The sequence below is a fragment of the Streptomyces sp. NPDC028368 genome (genome assembly GCF_055565615.1).
This window is the reverse complement of sequence record NZ_JBVHTY010000004.1, coordinates 497,233-513,836: the sequence shown is the minus strand read 5'-3', so window position 1 is coordinate 513,836 and position 16,604 is coordinate 497,233. Positions and strand designations below refer to the sequence as shown.

Here is a 16,604-nt window from a genome sequence, read left to right as displayed (position 1 = left end):
GATTCCCGGACGGGCATCACGGCAGGCAACGCGTGTAAATCCACGTCTCTCCCCCCAGCTCGGCCGGCGAATCCCGCCGCGCCTCGAGATGCTCGTCCGCCCACGGTCACTACCGTTGAAGGTGGGGCCGTGTGAGCGGCCGCCGCGGAGGAAGCCGTGGGTGACGAGAGAGCTGGCCGAGTCGACGATGCGCGCTTGAGCCTGGACGCACTGCCGGACGATCTGCACGAACGACTCCAGGCGGTGGAACGTAGTACGGGCGGGTCGCCTCATCTGCTGCTCGAAGCGGTCATGTCCGTGGGCAGGGGGCTGGAGCTGTCGCAGGTGCTGCACCACATCGTCGAGGCCGCGGCCGTGCTCGTGGACGCCGAATACGGGGCACTCGGCGTGATCGGCGACGACACCCAGCTCTCCCAATTCCTGACTGTCGGGATCTCCAAGGAGGAGGCCAATGCCATTGGTCATCTTCCGGCCGGCCACGGAATTCTGGGTGAGCTGGTCCGCCATCCCACGCCGCTACGCCTGGCCGAACTGAGCGAGCACCCCTCGTCGTACGGACTGCCGCCGCATCACCCGCCGATGCACTCGTTTCTCGGGGTGCCGATCCGCGTCCGCGACGAGGTCTTCGGCAATCTCTATCTCACCGAGAAGCGCGGTGGCGGGGAATTCGGCGCTGAGGACGAGATCGTGCTGTCGGCACTGGCGGTGGCAGCCGGCGTGGCCATCGAGAATGCCCATCTGTACGAGGAAGCCCGCTATCGTCAGCGGTGGCTGGAGGCCAACGGCGAGATCGTCGCCGGTCTGCTGCCCGGAGTGGGCGAGACCGACGTCCTTGAGATGATCGTCGACCACGCCGTGCGTATTCTCTCCGCCGATCTCGGAGTACTGGCGCGGCCCCTCGACGACGACAACTTGAGCGTCGCGCTCGCCGTGGGCGTGGATGCCGACGCACACCGCGGCCTGGTCCTCCCCCGTCACGGCTCCTTCGCCGGCGAGACACTCACCGCCCGAAGTCCCTTGATCAGCCTCGACGTCGCGCACGACCCCAGAATTACCATCGGCCCACCCCGCTGGACGGGGCTGGGACCCGCGGTCGCCGTTCCGATGATCACCGGCGAGCAGGTGCGCGGTGTGCTGTTGCTGGCCCGGCTTCAGGGCCGCGACCCGTTCACCGAGCAGGAGACCGCGCCGCTGCTGACGTTCGCGGGCCAGGGGGCCCTCGCGATGGAGATGGCCGACCAACGCCATGGCGCCGAGCAGCTGGCACTGCTCAAGGACCATGAACGCATCGCGCGTGACCTGCATGACCTGGCCATCCAACGGCTCTTCGCCACCGGCATGACGCTGCAGAGCGCCCTGCGTTTCGTCGATCACCCGGAGGCCAGTGAACGGCTGCTGCGCGCGGTGGACGATCTCGACGAGACCATCAAGATCATCCGGTCCACCATCTTCGGGCTGCGCGCCCACGGCTCCGGCCGGGCCGCCCACGGCCTGCGGGCTCGCGTGGTCACCACGGTGGAACAGGCGGCCCGCGCACTGGGGTTCACGCCGTCCCTCCGCATGGAGGGACTCCTCGACACGGATGTGCCAGCGGAGACCGGCGAGCATGCGCTGGCCGTGATCAGCGAAGCGCTCTCCAACACCGCACGGCACGCCCACGCCAGCGCGGCCGACGTATCCCTGGTCCTCCGCGACCGAAGGCTGACACTGACGGTCAAGGACAACGGTGTGGGCATCCCGAGAGACGGTCGGCGCAGCGGATTGAACAACCTGGCCAAACGGGCGGAGAGCCTGGGCGGACAGATGACCGTCGAGACACCGGGGGAAGGCGACACCCGCCTGGTGTGGTGCGTACCGCTGCCCTCGGAGTAGCGCGCCCCTGCGCCATACGCCTCAGCCGTGATGCCGGCCGGCCGTCGCGTCCGTGACCGGCGCCGCCTGAGTGGCGAGGACGGCCGCCTGGATGCGCCGCTCCACGCCGAGTTTGGCCAGCAGGCGGGAGATGTGGTTCTTGACGGTCTTCTCGGAAAGATAGAGCCGCTTGCCGATCTGCCGGTTCGTCAGCCCCTCGCCGATCAGACCGAGGATCTCCCTCTCCCGTGGCGAGAGGCTCGACAGGGCGTCCGCCTCGGGCTCCTCGTCGGAATCCTCCCCCCGCAGAGTCCTCATCAGCCGCGATGTCGTCGCCGGGTCGAGCATCGAACGACCGGAGGCGATCGTACGCACCGCAGCGACAAGATCTGCGCCCTTGATCTCCTTCAGCACATAACCCGCCGCACCAGCCATGATCGCATCGAGCAGCGCCTCGTCATCGTCGAACGAGGTGAGCATCAGACAGCCCAGCCCCGGCATGCGCGAACGCAGCTCCCGGCACACGGAGACCCCGTCGCCGTCAGGCAAACGCACGTCGAGCACCGCGACATCCGGCCGCAGCGCCGGCCCCCGGGCGAGCGCATGTTCGGCCGTTCCGGCGTCGCCCACCACCTCGATGTCCGGCTCGGCATCGAGGAGATCCTGCACACCGCGGCGGACGACCTCATGATCATCGAGCAAGAACACACGGATCGGCCGCTCCGGTGAGAATGCGCCTGCATCGCTCATGGTGCCCTCCGGGCCGGGGCCGGCGTCGACCCCCGTCTACCCCATCGTGAATCGCGCCGCTCAGCCGCGCCAGTGCCGAACGGTCCCCGCCGGCCTCGCCGACGGGTGCCGCCCCGTCTCCCGCTGGGGCCGTTCGGCCCCTCACCTGTCAGGGACGCGCGTGCCAATGTCGGAGGACAGGCGGAAGGGGGTCGTGATGCCTCTCGAGCAGATCCGTTGGCGGTGGCAGCACAACCCGCTCAAGCGCGGCACGGACGCGGCAGAGGCCGGGATGCTCCTGGTCACTGCGGCCCTGATCGCCGTGGCGGCGCCTGCCGCCGGTGTGGCGGCCGCAGGCGCAGTGGGCTCCGCCTCCCAACGCCAGAGCCACGAGTCGACGACCGTGTCCGCCGTGCTCACGGAAGATTCCCCCGCTCGCATCGGTGCCGGCTCCGCGGACCGCCCCGGTGGCCGGGTCCACGCCACAGTGCGGTGGACAGCCGCGGACGGCACCGTCCGCACCGGAGAGACGGCCGTGACACCGGGCCTGCGGGCGGGCGAACGCACCACCGCCCGGCTCGACCGGCACGGATCCCTGTTGCGGGACCCCGTCACTCCCACAGACGCCGTCGCCCAGAGCATCGCGCTCGGTGTTGTCGCCGCGTCCGCCACCGGTCTGCTGCTTCTCGGCGCGGACAGAGCCGGAGTCATCCTCCTGAACCGCCGACGCTACGCCCAGTGGGAGAAGGACTGGGAGCAGACAGACACCAAATGGCGACACCGCCGGCTCTGAATCGCGGCGCCAGCTACACCGACTGTCGGTACGGAGCCTCACGCCGATAGGTGAGGCGGTTGGCCACCGCTGTCACGCCATCGACCTGCCGCGTCATCCATACCGCGATGGCTACCTCGCCACTGCTCTCAAGAGCTCCGCTCAGGGTCACCACACCGTCGTGGACAGCGACGTCCACGTTCTGCGGGCTCAGCCACAGCGCCCGCACCACGATCTCATCGGTCACCTCGTCGCCGATGTCCGCGTCCGGACGGGCAAAGATCTGCAGCACATCGCGCCGCGTGACCATGCCGACGAGACGTGCCTCCTCGTCCACCACAGGGAGCCGCTCGACGCCGCTTGTGCTCATGAGGCGGGCCGCACGAACTACGGAGTCGTCGGCACGGACCGTACGAGCCGGAGCGGACATCACAGCGCCGGCGGTGGGCATGCCGTCCGCCGCCGTCGTGCGCCCCATGCGCCTCAGGTCCGTAGCGGAGACGACCCCGATGACCCTCTCGTCGGCATCCACGACAGGCAGGCCATTGATGTCGTACTCCGCCAGCCACCGCGCAACCTCGTCAGTCGGTGTCCCGCTCCGCGCGCTGACGACATCACCGGTCATCACACTTCCGACCCGTCGACGCTTCACCTCGGCCTCGCTCTCCGCTCGTGTCCCTGCCTCAGGGAAGCCGGCGCAGGTAGGGATCTGTCGCGCGGCGTGGCAGGAGGCGAACCCGGGCGTCCACGACGGTGATTCCGTCCGGCCTGGCGATGACCGGATTGCACTCGGCCTCGGCAAGCTCGGGAAGGTCATCGGCCATCCGGGAGAGACGCGCCAGCAGATCTTCCAGGGCACCGACATCGGCCGGGGCCCCGCCCCGGTAGCCGAACAGCAGCGGCGCACAGCGCGGTGCGGCGATCAGTTCGTGGACGTCGGTGTCGGTGAGCGGCGCAAGACGCGCCGCGTGGTCGGCGAGCAGCTCGCTGGTGGTGCCTCCCAGTCCGAACAGGACCAGGGCGCCGAAGACTTCGTCCTGGACGACGCCGGCCAGCAGTTCAGTGCCGCGTGCTGCCATCGGCTGGACCAGGACGCCGGTCATGGCTGCACCGAGACGAGCCGTCAGGTCGCGGTGAGCGGCCCGTACCTGCCGCTCGCCGTGCAGATCGAGGAGAACGGCGCCCCGGTCGCTCTTGTGCACGAGTTCGGGCCCCTGCGCCTTGAGCGCCACGCCACCATCGGGGCCCGCGAGTCGCGCGGCGGCATCCACCGCTTCCTGCTCGGTGGCGGCGTATGCCTGCCGCAGCCGGGGAATGCCGTAGCAGGCGAAGAGCTGCTCGGTCTCTCGCGTATCCAACCAACCGCCGGCCGCATCCCGGGCAAGAAATGTGTCCACGAGCGCGCGTGCCTCCGGAGTGTCGACGTCGGCCGGCTCCACGATGCCGCCCTCTGGTCTGGCCAGCCAATGGGCGCGTTCAGCGGCATGAAGAAGAGCCTGGGCTGCCGAATGCGGCTCGCCGTAGGCGGGCACCCTCGTCCCGTCATCGGTCCGGAGCAGCCGGATGCGCTCCGCCTGGTCGAGCAGCACCGCGACGACAGGCCGGCCGGTGCAGGCCTTCGGCACCGGGGCCGTCAGTGCGGTGACCAGTTCAGCGCCGACCGCCGAGGTGAGTGCGGTCGGTACCAGGGCAACCAGGACGGCATCAACCGCTCCGGATCGCATGACCCGGTCCACACAGTCGCTCAATGTCTGCACGCTCACCGCCGGCGTGGTGTCGACGGGGTTTCCGGCGCCGGCGCCTCCGGGAAGCATGGCCAGCAGCTCGTCCACGAGGTCCGGTGGGAGCTCGGGGACGGTCAGTCCCGCGTCCACGCAGGCGTCCGCGGCGAGCACTCCGGCCCCGCCGGCGTTGGAGACCACGGCGACCCTGCCGCCTGCGGGCAGTGGCTGGGAGTGCAGTAGCGCTGCGGTGTCCAGCAGCTCGCCGAGGGTGCGGGTGGCGGTGATACCGGCCTGGCTGAACAGTGCCCGGCGGGTCATGGTCGGGGTCGCCGCGGCCGCGGTGTGCGAGGCGGCGGCGCGACGGCCTGCGCCCGAACGCCCGGCGTCGACCGTCAGCAGCGGCATCCGGCGGGCAACGCGCCGGGCCGTACGCGAGAAGGCGCGAGGATTGCCGAACGACTCCAGGTGCAGCAGCGCGAGATCGGTTCGGCCGTCACACTCCCACCATTGCAGGAGGTCGTTGCTGCTCACATCGCGCTTGTCGCCGAGCGAGACGAAGCTGGAAACGCCGATGCCCAGGCGGGAGAGTCCATCGAGGAGCGCGATGCCGACCCCGCCGGACTGCACGGCGACCCCCGCGGTGCCCGGCAGCGCCCTGCTGACGGCGAACGTCGCATTCATCCGGACCGGCTCTTCCGTATTGGCTATGCCCAGGCAGTTGGGACCCACCAGCCGCATTCCCCAATGGCGGCAGGCGGCTGTCAGCTCCGCGGTCTGCCTCGCGTCGAGACCGGATGCCACGACCACCAACGCCTTCACGCCCACTCTGCCGCACTGGAGCGCGATCTCGGGAACCGCGGCTGCCGGTACGGCGACGACGGCGAGATCGGGCGGGTGAGGGAGGTCCGCGACGGCCGCGTGAGCCGGGATGCGCAACACGGCCTCCGCATGCGGGTTGACCGCGTCGAGAAGGCCGGAGAAGTGGGCCTCACGCAGGTTGTGCAGGATGGCCCGCCCGACCGACCCCGGCCGGGTTCCGGCTCCGATGACAGCGATCGAGCGGGGCCGCAGCAGTGGCTGCATGCTCGCAATGTCAGCCGTACGGCCCCGGATGTCCACCGCCGAGAGATAGCGCTCATCCGGATTGAGGCGGATGATGCCGCGCACCGTGGTGCCGTTGTACTGCCGGGTGACGGTCAAGCCGAGGTCTGCAAAGACCCTGTGTACGGGATGGTTGTCGGCGAGTACATCGGCGGTGAAGACCGCGATGCCGTTCTCGCGGGCGATGTGGACGAGATGTTCCAGCAGCAGGGTGCCCACACCCCGATGGTGGAAGTCGTCGGCGACCGCCAGGGCGATCTCGCCGGAGGCGGGGTCGTCGACGGTCTCGTACTCGGCGACGCCGACCAGCCGGTCGCCCTGCACGGCCACCAGCGTGCGGTGTCCGGGGCCGGGGGGCGCGCAGAGCCTCTCCGCGGCCTGCTCGCCGGAGCGTCGGCTCATCGCGAAGAACCTGTTGCGCAGGTTGTCGGCGGACATCTCGTCGTAGAGCCGGAGTACCTGTGCTCGGTCCTCCGGGCACGCGGGGCGCAGCCGAACCGTGCTTCCATCGGCCAGCAGTGCGCAGACCTCGCGCGTACGGGAGGCGGTGTGTGCCATCGCGATGCCCTTCTTCAGGGATCCGGCTCTCATGGTCTGCGGTTGGGGCCCTCCCGCACGAGGGCCGCACGGTGTCGTTCGCAGGGCCGACCGGCCCTGCTGTGCTTAGGGGGCACGGAGCAAGTAGCAGTCGCCGTAGTCGAGTCCGATCGCCTCGCAGTCCAATTGCGCTGCGGCGGCTTCGCATTCATGCCTGGTGGGTTGGCCTGACCGGCGCACACGACCCCGCATCAGTGCTCAGAACTGCGGACGGACCACCCGCGGTCCCATGGGGGCGGAAGCCGAGCCCTTCATCTCCAACGCCACGTCCACGACACCCTCGACCGCGCGCACCAGGCGTGACACGACGGGGATGAGCGAGGTGTTGCCGACCGTGCCGCGGAGGGTGACCACCCCGTCGGTGACCGTGACCTCCAAATCCGTCGAGGAGTCGGCGAGCAGCCGCCCAATGATCTCCGTACGCACTTCCTCCGCCAGGTCCTCGTCGGAGCGCAGGAAGACCTTCAGCAGGTCGGAGCGACTGACGATGCCCTGCAGCAACCCCGTGCTGTCGACCACGGGAAGCCGTTTCACGGACTTGTATGCCATGGTCCGCGCCGCCTGGGCAATGGTGTCACCGGCGTGCACCGTCAAGGCGGGCGCGCTCATCAGCTCCCCCGCCGTCAGAGCACCGGCCTTGCGGACATCGTCCAGCCGGTCCAGCTGCTCCATACGGCTGGGATCCGACTCCCGGAACTCTTCCTTCGGCAACAGATCGGCTTCGGACACCACGCCGATCACCCGCCCCTCCCCCGCAAGCACGGGCAGAGCGCTGACCTTCCACTGCTCCATGGTCTCGACGATCTCCTTGAAGCGTGCTTCCTCACCGATCGCGACCACGGTCTGAGTCATCACATCGCTGACGGTGTGCGGAGAGTGCTCCATGACGCCTCCTCGGTAGGGTCCCTGTCGCACGGCCGTAGTGACACCTCCAGCCTGCTTCCACCCGCACACGCACGGCAGGGGCCGTCCGGCCCCAACCTCTCGGGTCGGCCGGCCCGGGGACACGACACATGGGTCCCCGCACTTCTGTACCCGCTATGACACACACCGTTTGTTGGGCCGGTCGGCCCCCGAAAAGGCTTTGCGGCCCCTCCTCCGAGCCGTCCAAGCCGAGCAGCCTGTGAAGCGGACGATGCTTTCGCGCTCGCTGGAGGTACGCCATGACGCGCCCCGTGACTGTCGGTGTGGACGGATCGCCTGCGGGTCTCGCCGCCGCGGACTGGGGCGGCCGCGAGGCGCAGCTCAGAGACGCGCCACTACGGCTAGTCCATGCGTGGGAGTGGCAGCCCTACGCACACGCACCCCCCGCGGGACCGGAGGACGCCCGCCGCTGGTCCGAGGAGGTTCCGCGTCAGGTCACCCGCCAGCTGCGCCACCACTATCCGGACCTCGACATCACGGCAGACCTCCTCACCGGTCCGCCCCCGGAAGTGCTGTGTGAAGCGGCCAAAGAAGCCGAGCTCCTGGTGCTCGGCACCGTCGGCGTCGGCGGACTTGCCGGATTCGTGCTCGGCTCCGTCGCCATGGCCACCGTCGCACACGCCGAGCGGCCCGTCGTACTGATCCGTGCCCCGCGGACGGACCAGGACAAGCATCCCGGCCAGGAGCCTACGGCCGTCCCTCCACGACCAGTCGTCGTCGGTCTGGACCTCAGCCACCCGTGCGACGAAGTGATCCACTTCGCCTTCGACGCAGCGGCACTACGAGCGGCTCCCCTGCTGGTGGTGCACGGCTGGAACCCCCCGGCGTACTACGACGTGCACGGCGTCGGCGCGGATCCGAGCTGGGCAGCCGATATCGAAGCCGAGGAGACGGAAGCCCTGCGTAAAGCGCTCCTGCCGTGGCGCGACAAGTACCCAGCCGTGGACGTGACGGAGCAAGCCGTCGTCGGACAGCCCGCCCACCACCTGCTGGACGCCGCGGCCGACGCCAGCCTCGTCGTCATCGGTCGCCGCACCCCCTCTTCAAGGGTCATGCCGCCCCGCATCGGGCACATCGCCCACGCCGTCCTGCACCACTGCCCGGCCCCGGTCGCCGTGGTCCCCCATAACTGACGGCACGAAATCCACCACAGGCCGCCCGAGAAGGGTCATGCTCATGATTCGCTATGTGTACGACTTCACCGACGGCGGCCAAGCCATGGCCAACCTCCTGGGCGGCAAGGGGGCTCACCTCGCCGAGATGACGCGCATGGGCCTGCCGGTGCCTCCTGGGTTCACCATCACCACCCAGGCGTGCCGCTCCTTCCTCTCCACCGGCCGCGAGCCGGAACAGCTCACCGACGAGCTGGCCGAGCACCTCGCTGCCCTGGAGGAGTCCATGGGCCGCCGCCTCGGAGACCCGAACGACCCGCTGCTGCTCTCCGTACGGTCCGGCGCCCAGCGCTCCATGCCGGGCATGATGGAGACGATCCTTGACGTCGGGCTCAACGACACGACCGTGCGCGGCCTGGCCGAGGTATCGGGCAACGCCGACTTCGCCTGGGACTCCTACCGTCGGCTGCTTCAGATGTACGGCGCCACCGTGCTGGGAGTGGACCTGAACCTCTTCGCCACTGAACTGGCCGCCCACCCAGATCCGCACGAGCTCCCCCTCGTTGTCGAGGAATTCAAGAAAATCATCAGGTCGACGACGGGCAAGGAATTCCCACAGGACCCGGCTGCACAATTGCGCCGTGCCGTGCGTGCCGTGTTCCACTCCTGGAACGGCGAACGCGCAAAGGTCTACCGGCGCCGTGAGCACATTGCCGAAGACCTGGGCACAGCGGTGACCGTTCAGGCCATGGTCTACGGCAACCTCGGCTCCGACTCCGGAACCGGTGTCGCCTTCACCCACGATCCCGCCACCGGCCACGAGGGCATCTACGGCGACTACCTGCCCAACGCCCAGGGCGAGGACGTGGTCTCCGGTACCCGCAACGCCATTCCGCTCAAGGAGCTGGAGCGCATCGACTCGCCGTCATTCCATCAATTGCAGGACTGCCTACTGACCCTGACGAAGCATTACCGGGATCTGTGCGATACCGAATTCACCATCGAACGCGGAAAACTGTGGATGCTCCAAACCCGGATCGGCAAACGCACCGCAGAGGCTGCCTTCCGCATCGCCGCCCACTTCATCGACGAGGACGTGATCACCCCGGACGAGGTACTCGGCCGAGTGACCGGCGAGCAGCTCGGGCAGTTGATGTTCCCCAGGTTCGACACGGCTCACGCCGAGCCGCCACTCGCGGTCGGCATACCCGCGTCTCCCGGCGCGGCGGTCGGTGCCGCGGTATTCGACTCGCATGAGGCAGTGAGCCGGGCGGGCCTCGGCGAAGACGTCATCCTCGTCCGGCGTGAGACCAGTCCGGACGACCTACCCGGAATGATCGCGGCACGCGCGGTGCTCACCGGCCGCGGTGGCAAGACGAGCCACGCGGCCGTGGTGGCACGCGGCATGGGACGGGTCTGCGTCTGTGGCACCGAAACGCTGACCATCGACCCGGCGGGCCGCGCCTTCACCACCGCCGACGGCACCCGGGTGAGCGAAGGCACGGTGATCTCCGTCGACGGCACCACAGGCACCGTGCACCTGGGGGCGCTACCGACGATGGAGTCCGACGTGATGCGCTACTTCGAGCACGGCGAGGAAGCCACCGCCCTCAGCGCCGCGGTCGCGCACGCACTGGAGCGTGCCGATCACGCGCGCCGCATGGACGTCCGGGCGAACGCCGATACACCGGAAGACGCGGCCCGCGCCCGGCGCTTCGGGGCGAGTGGCATCGGCCTGTGCCGCACCGAGCACATGTTCCTCGGCGAGCGCCGGCACCTCATAGAGGCAATGATCCTGGCGTCAACCGAAGCAGACCGCCAACAGGCCCTGGACGACCTACTCCCCCTGCAACGCGAAGACTTCATCGGCATCCTCGCCGCCATGGACGGACTGCCGGTGACCATCCGCCTGCTCGATCCGCCACTGCACGAATTCCTCCCGGACCGCACCGAGTTGGCCGAGCGCATCGCAACCCAGCGCGCGACCGGTACCACGCCCGACCCGCACGACGTACGCCTGCTCGCCGCCGTCACCCGCCTCGACGAACACAACCCCATGCTGGGACTGCGCGGCGTCCGCCTCGGACTGGTGACACCCGGCCTGTACGCCATGCAGGCGCGAGCTGTCGGCGAGGCCGTCGCCCAACGCCGACGCGACGGCGGCGAGCCGCACGCCGAGATCATGATCCCGCTCGTCGCCACGGCAAGGGAACTCTCCCGGGCCCGCGACGAAGTGGCCGCCGTGCTCACCGAAGTCTCCACGGCCACCGGCATCGACGTGCACTGCCCGATCGGCACCATGATCGAGCTTCCCCGAGCCGCCCTGACAGCGGGTCCGATCGCCCGGCACGCCGACTTCTTCTCCCTCGGCACCAACGACCTCACCCAGACCACCTGGGGCCTCTCCCGGGACGATGCCGAGGCGTCCTTCCTGCCCGCCTACCTCGCGCAAGGAATCTGCGACATCTCCCCCTTCGAAGCCCTCGACCTCGACGGAGTCGGCCGCCTGGTCGCCATCGCACTCGAAGAGGGCCGCGCCGCCCACCCCGGCCTCTCCGTCGGCGTATGCGGCGAACACGGCGGCGACCCCGACTCCATCCGTTTCTTCGATACGGCCGGGCTGGACTACGTCTCGTGCTCCCCCTACCGGGTGCCCGTCGCCCGTTTGGAAGCGGGACGAGCCCGCTACTTCCAGCGTTGATGTGCCTGGCGGGCAGCAGCTCCGCGAATTTCCGGCTGATGCGGCGCGGCCGCGCACCGAGCGGGCCCATTCGGCTCTCCTGCCTTAGCTGAGGGCGGCAATTCTTCGTACGGTCGTCGCATGGCGGAGTCACCGGGCAGCGGGAGTCGTGCAAGGTTGTCGCGGTCGGTGTACGAGCGGGAGCTGTACCGGCTACAGACGGAGCTGGTGAAGCTGCAGGAGTGGGTGCGTACCGAGGGGGCCCGGCTCGTGGTGGTCTTCGAGGGGCGCGACGCGGCCGGCAAGGGAAGCGCGATCAAACGCGTCACCCAGTATCTCAATCCCCGGGTGGCGCGCATCGTGGCGCTGCCCCGCCCCACCGAGCGTGAGCGGACACAGTGGTACTTCCAGCGCTATACGGAGCACCTGCCCGCGGCGGGCGAGATCGTGCTGTTCGACCGCAGCTGGTACAACCGGGCCGGCGTCGAGCGGGTCATGGGCTTCTGCACCCCCTCCGAGTACCAGCTGTTTCTGCGGCAGTGCCCGGCTTTCGAGCGGATGCTGGTGGAGGACGGGATCCTGCTGCGCAAATACTGGTTCTCAGTGAGCGACGAGGCGCAGGAGCAGCGGTTCCGGCGCCGGCTCGAAGACCCGACCCGCCGCTGGAAGCTCTCCCCCATCGACCTCGAGTCGCTGACCAGATGGGAGGACTACTCGCGCGCCAAGGACGAGATGTTGGTGCACACGGACATCTCGGGGTCACCGTGGTACGTCGTGGAAAGCGACGACAAACGCCGGGCCCGGCTGAACATGATCGCCCACCTGCTCTCCACGGTGCCCTACCGCGACATCGCTCTACCGGCACTCGAACTGCCGCCCCGGCCGCCGTCCACCGGCTACCAGCGGCCGCCCCGGGACCTGCAGACATACGTGCCCGACCACGCGGCCGGGCTGGAGTGACACCGGCGCCCCTCACCCGTGCTGCGGTACGACAGCCACAGGACACTCGGCGTGGCAGAGCGCGGAGTGCGCCACCCGCCCGAGCTGTAGCCCGAACCGGGCGTGCCGACGGCGTGCTCCGACGACGAGCAGATCCGCGGCGGCACTGCGGTGCCGCAGCACCTTGTGTGCCGGCCCCTCGACGGTGACGTGGCGCACCTGCACCTGCGGATGGTCACCAGCTACCTCGCCCAGCGCATCGTCGAGCAGCGCCGATGCCTCCTTCTCGTGGTAGCGCGCCGCGTCCAGCGCGACTAGGACAGAATCGCTCGTCTCGTGCGCCGGGCAGCGCCAGGCACGGACGGCTTCCAGCGGGCAGCGGCGAATCTCCGCCTCACGGAAGGCGAAGCGGACCGCCTCCGACGACACGTCCGGGGCATCGACACCCACGAGGACGCGCCCGTACGAACCCGCGATGCCGGCCGCCTCACCACGTACCACGATCACCGGGCACCGGGCCCGCCCCGCTACCGCCAGACCGACCGACCCCAGCAGCAGGCCGGCCACCTCACCGCGGCCTGTTGAGCCCAGGACCAGCATCGACGCGTAATGGCCCTCGTGAAGAAGGCCCGTGACGGGGTCGTCGGCCAGGACCTCCGCCGATACCTCGACGTCCCCGTGACGACGGCGGGCGCGGTCGGCAGCGGATCCGACGATGCTCTCCGCGAGCACCTGCTCATCAGGGCGTTCCATGCCTTGCGCCAACACCGTGCCCTCATAACGCTCCCACTGGGAGGCGTAGACGACCCGCAGGGGAAGGCCGCGGCGCGCTGCTTCGTCCGCCGCCCACTCCAGCGCCCGGAAAGCAGAATCCGATCCGTCGATCCCCACGACCAAGGGGTGCTCCATCGCCGTCACCCGCCTCTTGCTCGTCAGCAACCGCTTCATGGTGGAGGCCGCTCAGGGGGCCCGGGCCTCTCGGTCAAAGTGGCCGGTCCTCCGTCGGCAGCGTCGTCCGTGCGGGGTCGGGGCCGGTCACGTCGAACTCCACGTCCACCACCCCTTCGACGGCCCGCACCAGACGTGCCGCCACCGGGATGAGGGAGGTGTCCCGGACCCGTCCACTGAGCGTGGCGACCCCATCCACGACCGTGACGTGCAAATCCTTGGCAGGCGCCGCAAACAATTCACCCAGAACGTTCCGGCGGACATCCTCCGCGAGGTCTTCGTCCGAGCGCAGAAAGACCTTCAGCAGATCGGCACGGCTGACGATCCCCTGGAGTAGGCCATGCCCCTCCACCACCGGCAGCCGTTTGACGGACTCGCGTGCCATGATCCGCGCGGCCTGGGAGAGCGTGGCGTCGGCTCGCACAGTCAGAGCGGGACTGGTCATCAGCTCCCCTGCCGTCACCGCTTCCGCTCTCCGCACGTCGTCGACCCGCCGCAGCTGCTCCAGACGACCGGGATCCGCCTCGCGGAACCCTTCCTTCGGCAGCAGATCGGCCTCGGACACCACTCCAACCACGCGGCCATCCCCCGCCAGGACCGGCAGCGCGCTGACCTTCCGCTGCTCCATGGTCTCGACGATCTCCTTGAACCGCGCCTCCCGGTCGACCGCAGCTACCGTCTTGGTCATCACGTCACGGACGATGTGCGGGGTGTTCAGCATGATGCCTCCTGGATACCCGGACCGGCGCCACACGGCCGTTGTGACACCTCCAGCCTGGAATGCCCCGGGCCTGCCGGACAGGGGCCGTCCGGTCCCTTCCGCGGCCGGCCGGACGAGGAGCCCGACGAAACTGACATGGCAGGAGCACCCGGGCGAGCCAGCCAGGGTCGACGACGTGCGCAGAATGCAGGGTGCGGACTCCTGGGCCGAGGGTCCTGGTTGACGGCGCTCAGCGGCAGGGCGTAGCCGAGCATGACCGGGGAGTTGGGCGGGCCCCTTCGACCTCCGCGCCCTGCGGATGCGCCTTGGCTGCCGATCATCGCGATCAAGACGACGTCGTGGGGTTGTCCGCCGCGTTGGCCTCATGATCACCTGTTGGCTGGTGTTCTCGTAGTACGCCGATGACGACGGAGCCATCGACGGTTTCGCGGGTGGTGAGCAGCCCTGCGAGGGTCTCCAGCGCCGTCCGGTGTTCGCGCAGCAGGGCCATTGCGCGTTTCTCGGCTTGCCGTACCAGGCGGGCGGTCTCCTCGTCGATGATGCGCTGGGTCTGCTCGGAGTAGGGCCGCTGCAGGGATTCTTCGGGGGTATCGCCGCCGATGCGCTGAGGGGTCCCCGCGGCATAGCCGACCGGGCCGAGCGCAGGGGACAGGCCGAAATCGCGGACCATGCGGCCGGCGATCTGTGTGGCGCCAGCCAGGTCGTCGGCGGCGCCGGTCGAGCCTTCACCGAAAGCGACGAGTTCGGCGGCCCGCCCTCCGAGGCGGACCGTCAGCAGGTCGGTCAGGTATGCCTCGCTGTAGAGGTGCCGCTCGGCTTCGGGGAGCTGCTCGGTGGCGCCCAGGGTCGGTCCGGAGGGCAGGATGGTCACCTTCGCGACCGGGTCGGCATGCTCGCACAGGGCCGCGACGAGGGCGTGGCCGGACTCGTGGACGGCGACGGCATGGCGTTCCTCGGGGAGCAGGGCGTTGGAGGTTTCGCGCCGTCCGAGCAGGACCCGGTCGCGGGCAGTGTCCAGGTCCTGGGCGGAAATGACGGCGCCGCCCGCGCGGACCGCGTTGATGGCGGCCTCGTTGACGAGGTTGGCGAGGTCGGCGCCGGAGAAGCCCGGGGTAGCTCGGGCGATGACGTTCCAGTCGACGTCGGGTGCGAGTGTCTTGCCGCGTGCGTGTACGGCAAGGATCGCTGCCCGCTCGGCCTGGTTGGGCAGCGGGACGGTCACATGCCGGTCGAAGCGGCCGGGCCGCAGCAGCGCGGTGTCGAGGGCTTCGGGGCGGTTGGTGGCGGCGAGCACCACGATGCCGCTGCTCTGGTCGAAGCCGTCCATCTCGGCCAGGAGCTGGTTGAGGGTCTGCTCGCGTTCGTCATTACCGCCCAGGCGCACACCGCCACGTCGGCTGCCGACGGCGTCGATCTCGTCGATGAAGATGATCGAGGGGGCGCGTTTGCGTGCGTCGGCGAAGAGGTCGCGTACCCGGGAGGCGCCGACCCCGACGAACATCTCCACGAACGCCGATCCGGTCACCGACAGGAAGGGCACTTCCGCCTCGCCGGCCACGGCGCGTGCGATCAGGGTCTTGCCAGTGCCCGGCGGCCCGACCATGAGCACACCGCGTGGGCCCTTGGCGCCGGCCACCGCGTACCGCTCGGGGTGGCGCAAAAAGTCCACGACTTCACTGATCTCCTGCTTGACACCCTCGTACCCGGCGACATCAGCAAAACGGGTGGTCGGCCGCTCGGCCTCGATGATCTTCGCGCGGGACCGTCCGATGCCGCTCAGCCCTCCGGACAGCGTGCGCGCCGCCCGCCGCCCGGCCCACATGAACACCGCACCGAGCAGCACCAGCGGCAGGAGGAATGCCAGCAGCGTCCCCAACCCGCTGCCGCCGCTGGCGGAGGCGGTGATGTCGACCTTCTCGGACCGCAATCGTTGCTCAAGGCTGCTGTTGGCCAGCGCTGTGGGGATCCGGGTGGTGAATTTCCGCCCGTCCTTGAGGGTTCCGTCAACGGCTCCCTTGTCGTTGATGTCCACCGTTTTGACCTGACCCGTGTCCACCTTGCCGAGGAAGTGGCTGTAGGAAAGCGCGGTCCCCGGCGAGGACTGGGAGCGCATCAGAAGAGCCAGGAACATAACCATCAGCACGATGGGCAGCAGCCACGGCCGCCAGGCACGGGCCGGCGACGGGGCCGGCGGTTTGGGCGGCTCACGTGGTGGCCCCGGTTTGGCCGACCGTGTCGGATGCCGGCCTGACAGGCGGACTGCTGTGATCACTGACGGCTCCCTTGACACGGGGCAGGCCATTCGACGAGACATTCCCCCGATACGGACGGTGGAGGTCGCAGCCGCCGTCTCCCTTCCACGGTCGACGTTTTCCCCCCGTCCTGCAGAACGGAACGCGGCAGCCCACGACCTCACATGCGTCGTCCCGGTTTGGGGGCCAGTTGCCCGGCTGGAGGGACCTTCGGCCCTCCACTCACCGTCGATCGGGGATCAGTCTGGGAAGTG

Annotated in this window: 12 protein-coding genes; 5 read left to right on the top strand and 7 right to left on the bottom strand. The window is 69.3% G+C overall.

The genetic code is table 11. The annotated features are described in order from the left end of the window. The first annotated feature begins 195 nt into the window (after positions 1-195). Positions 196-1,872 (top strand): sensor histidine kinase, encoded by a 1,677-nt coding sequence (locus tag ACZ4S3_RS12360; RefSeq protein WP_467931181.1) that lies wholly within the window; start codon positions 196-198, stop codon positions 1,870-1,872. Between the two features lie 21 nt (positions 1,873-1,893). Here the strand turns inward: ACZ4S3_RS12360 and ACZ4S3_RS12355 are convergent, their stop codons facing one another. Further along, the gene (locus tag ACZ4S3_RS12355; protein ID WP_467931176.1) at positions 1,894-2,601 is read right to left on the bottom strand and encodes a response regulator; all 708 of its coding nucleotides are present in this window, start codon (positions 2,599-2,601) and stop codon (positions 1,894-1,896) included. A 196-nt stretch (positions 2,602-2,797) separates the two neighbouring features. Here ACZ4S3_RS12355 and ACZ4S3_RS12350 point away from each other — a divergent pair, with 196 nt between their 5' ends. Next, positions 2,798-3,373 carry an Rv1733c family protein gene (locus tag ACZ4S3_RS12350; protein WP_467931172.1) on the top strand — a complete coding sequence of 192 codons (576 nt, stop codon included), beginning with the start codon at positions 2,798-2,800 and terminating at the stop codon, positions 3,371-3,373. Between the two features lie 13 nt (positions 3,374-3,386). On the opposite strand, the gene ACZ4S3_RS12345 is transcribed toward ACZ4S3_RS12350, so the two are convergent. The 3 genes from ACZ4S3_RS12345 to ACZ4S3_RS12335 form a co-directional block, all read right to left on the bottom strand. After that, the gene (locus ACZ4S3_RS12345) at positions 3,387-3,977 is read right to left on the bottom strand and encodes a CBS domain-containing protein (RefSeq protein ID WP_467931167.1); all 591 of its coding nucleotides are present in this window, start codon (positions 3,975-3,977) and stop codon (positions 3,387-3,389) included. A gap of 58 nt (positions 3,978-4,035) precedes the next feature. After that, on the bottom strand, positions 4,036-6,735 hold the full coding sequence (locus ACZ4S3_RS12340) for a bifunctional acetate--CoA ligase family protein/GNAT family N-acetyltransferase (RefSeq protein ID WP_467931594.1): 2,700 nt from the start codon (positions 6,733-6,735) through the stop codon (positions 4,036-4,038). A gap of 237 nt (positions 6,736-6,972) precedes the next feature. Continuing rightward, positions 6,973-7,659, bottom strand: coding sequence for a CBS domain-containing protein (locus ACZ4S3_RS12335; protein WP_467931163.1), 687 nt, complete (start codon positions 7,657-7,659; stop codon positions 6,973-6,975). A 278-nt stretch (positions 7,660-7,937) separates the two neighbouring features. Here ACZ4S3_RS12335 and ACZ4S3_RS12330 point away from each other — a divergent pair, with 278 nt between their 5' ends. The 3 genes from ACZ4S3_RS12330 to ppk2 all read left to right on the top strand — a co-directional run bounded on the left by ACZ4S3_RS12330 (position 7,938) and on the right by ppk2 (position 12,450). Next, the gene (locus ACZ4S3_RS12330) at positions 7,938-8,831 is read left to right on the top strand and encodes a universal stress protein (protein ID WP_467931158.1); all 894 of its coding nucleotides are present in this window, start codon (positions 7,938-7,940) and stop codon (positions 8,829-8,831) included. 43 nt (positions 8,832-8,874) lie between these two features. After that, positions 8,875-11,511: a pyruvate, phosphate dikinase gene (gene ppdK, locus ACZ4S3_RS12325; protein ID WP_467931154.1), complete on the top strand. Its 2,637-nt coding sequence runs from the start codon at positions 8,875-8,877 to the stop codon at positions 11,509-11,511. A 120-nt stretch (positions 11,512-11,631) separates the two neighbouring features. After that, positions 11,632-12,450, top strand: coding sequence for a polyphosphate kinase 2 (ppk2, locus tag ACZ4S3_RS12320; RefSeq protein WP_467931152.1), 819 nt, complete (start codon positions 11,632-11,634; stop codon positions 12,448-12,450). Positions 12,451-12,462: 12 nt separating this feature from the next. On the opposite strand, the gene ACZ4S3_RS12315 is transcribed toward ppk2, so the two are convergent. The 3 genes from ACZ4S3_RS12315 to ftsH form a co-directional block, all read right to left on the bottom strand. Next, positions 12,463-13,338: a universal stress protein gene (locus ACZ4S3_RS12315; protein WP_467931591.1), complete on the bottom strand. Its 876-nt coding sequence runs from the start codon at positions 13,336-13,338 to the stop codon at positions 12,463-12,465. Positions 13,339-13,411: 73 nt separating this feature from the next. Further along, positions 13,412-14,098 carry a CBS domain-containing protein gene (locus ACZ4S3_RS12310; RefSeq protein ID WP_467931148.1) on the bottom strand — a complete coding sequence of 229 codons (687 nt, stop codon included), beginning with the start codon at positions 14,096-14,098 and terminating at the stop codon, positions 13,412-13,414. Positions 14,099-14,423: 325 nt separating this feature from the next. Then, positions 14,424-16,400, bottom strand: coding sequence for an ATP-dependent zinc metalloprotease FtsH (gene ftsH, locus ACZ4S3_RS12305; protein ID WP_467931144.1), 1,977 nt, complete (start codon positions 16,398-16,400; stop codon positions 14,424-14,426). Positions 16,401-16,604 lie beyond the last annotated feature (204 nt).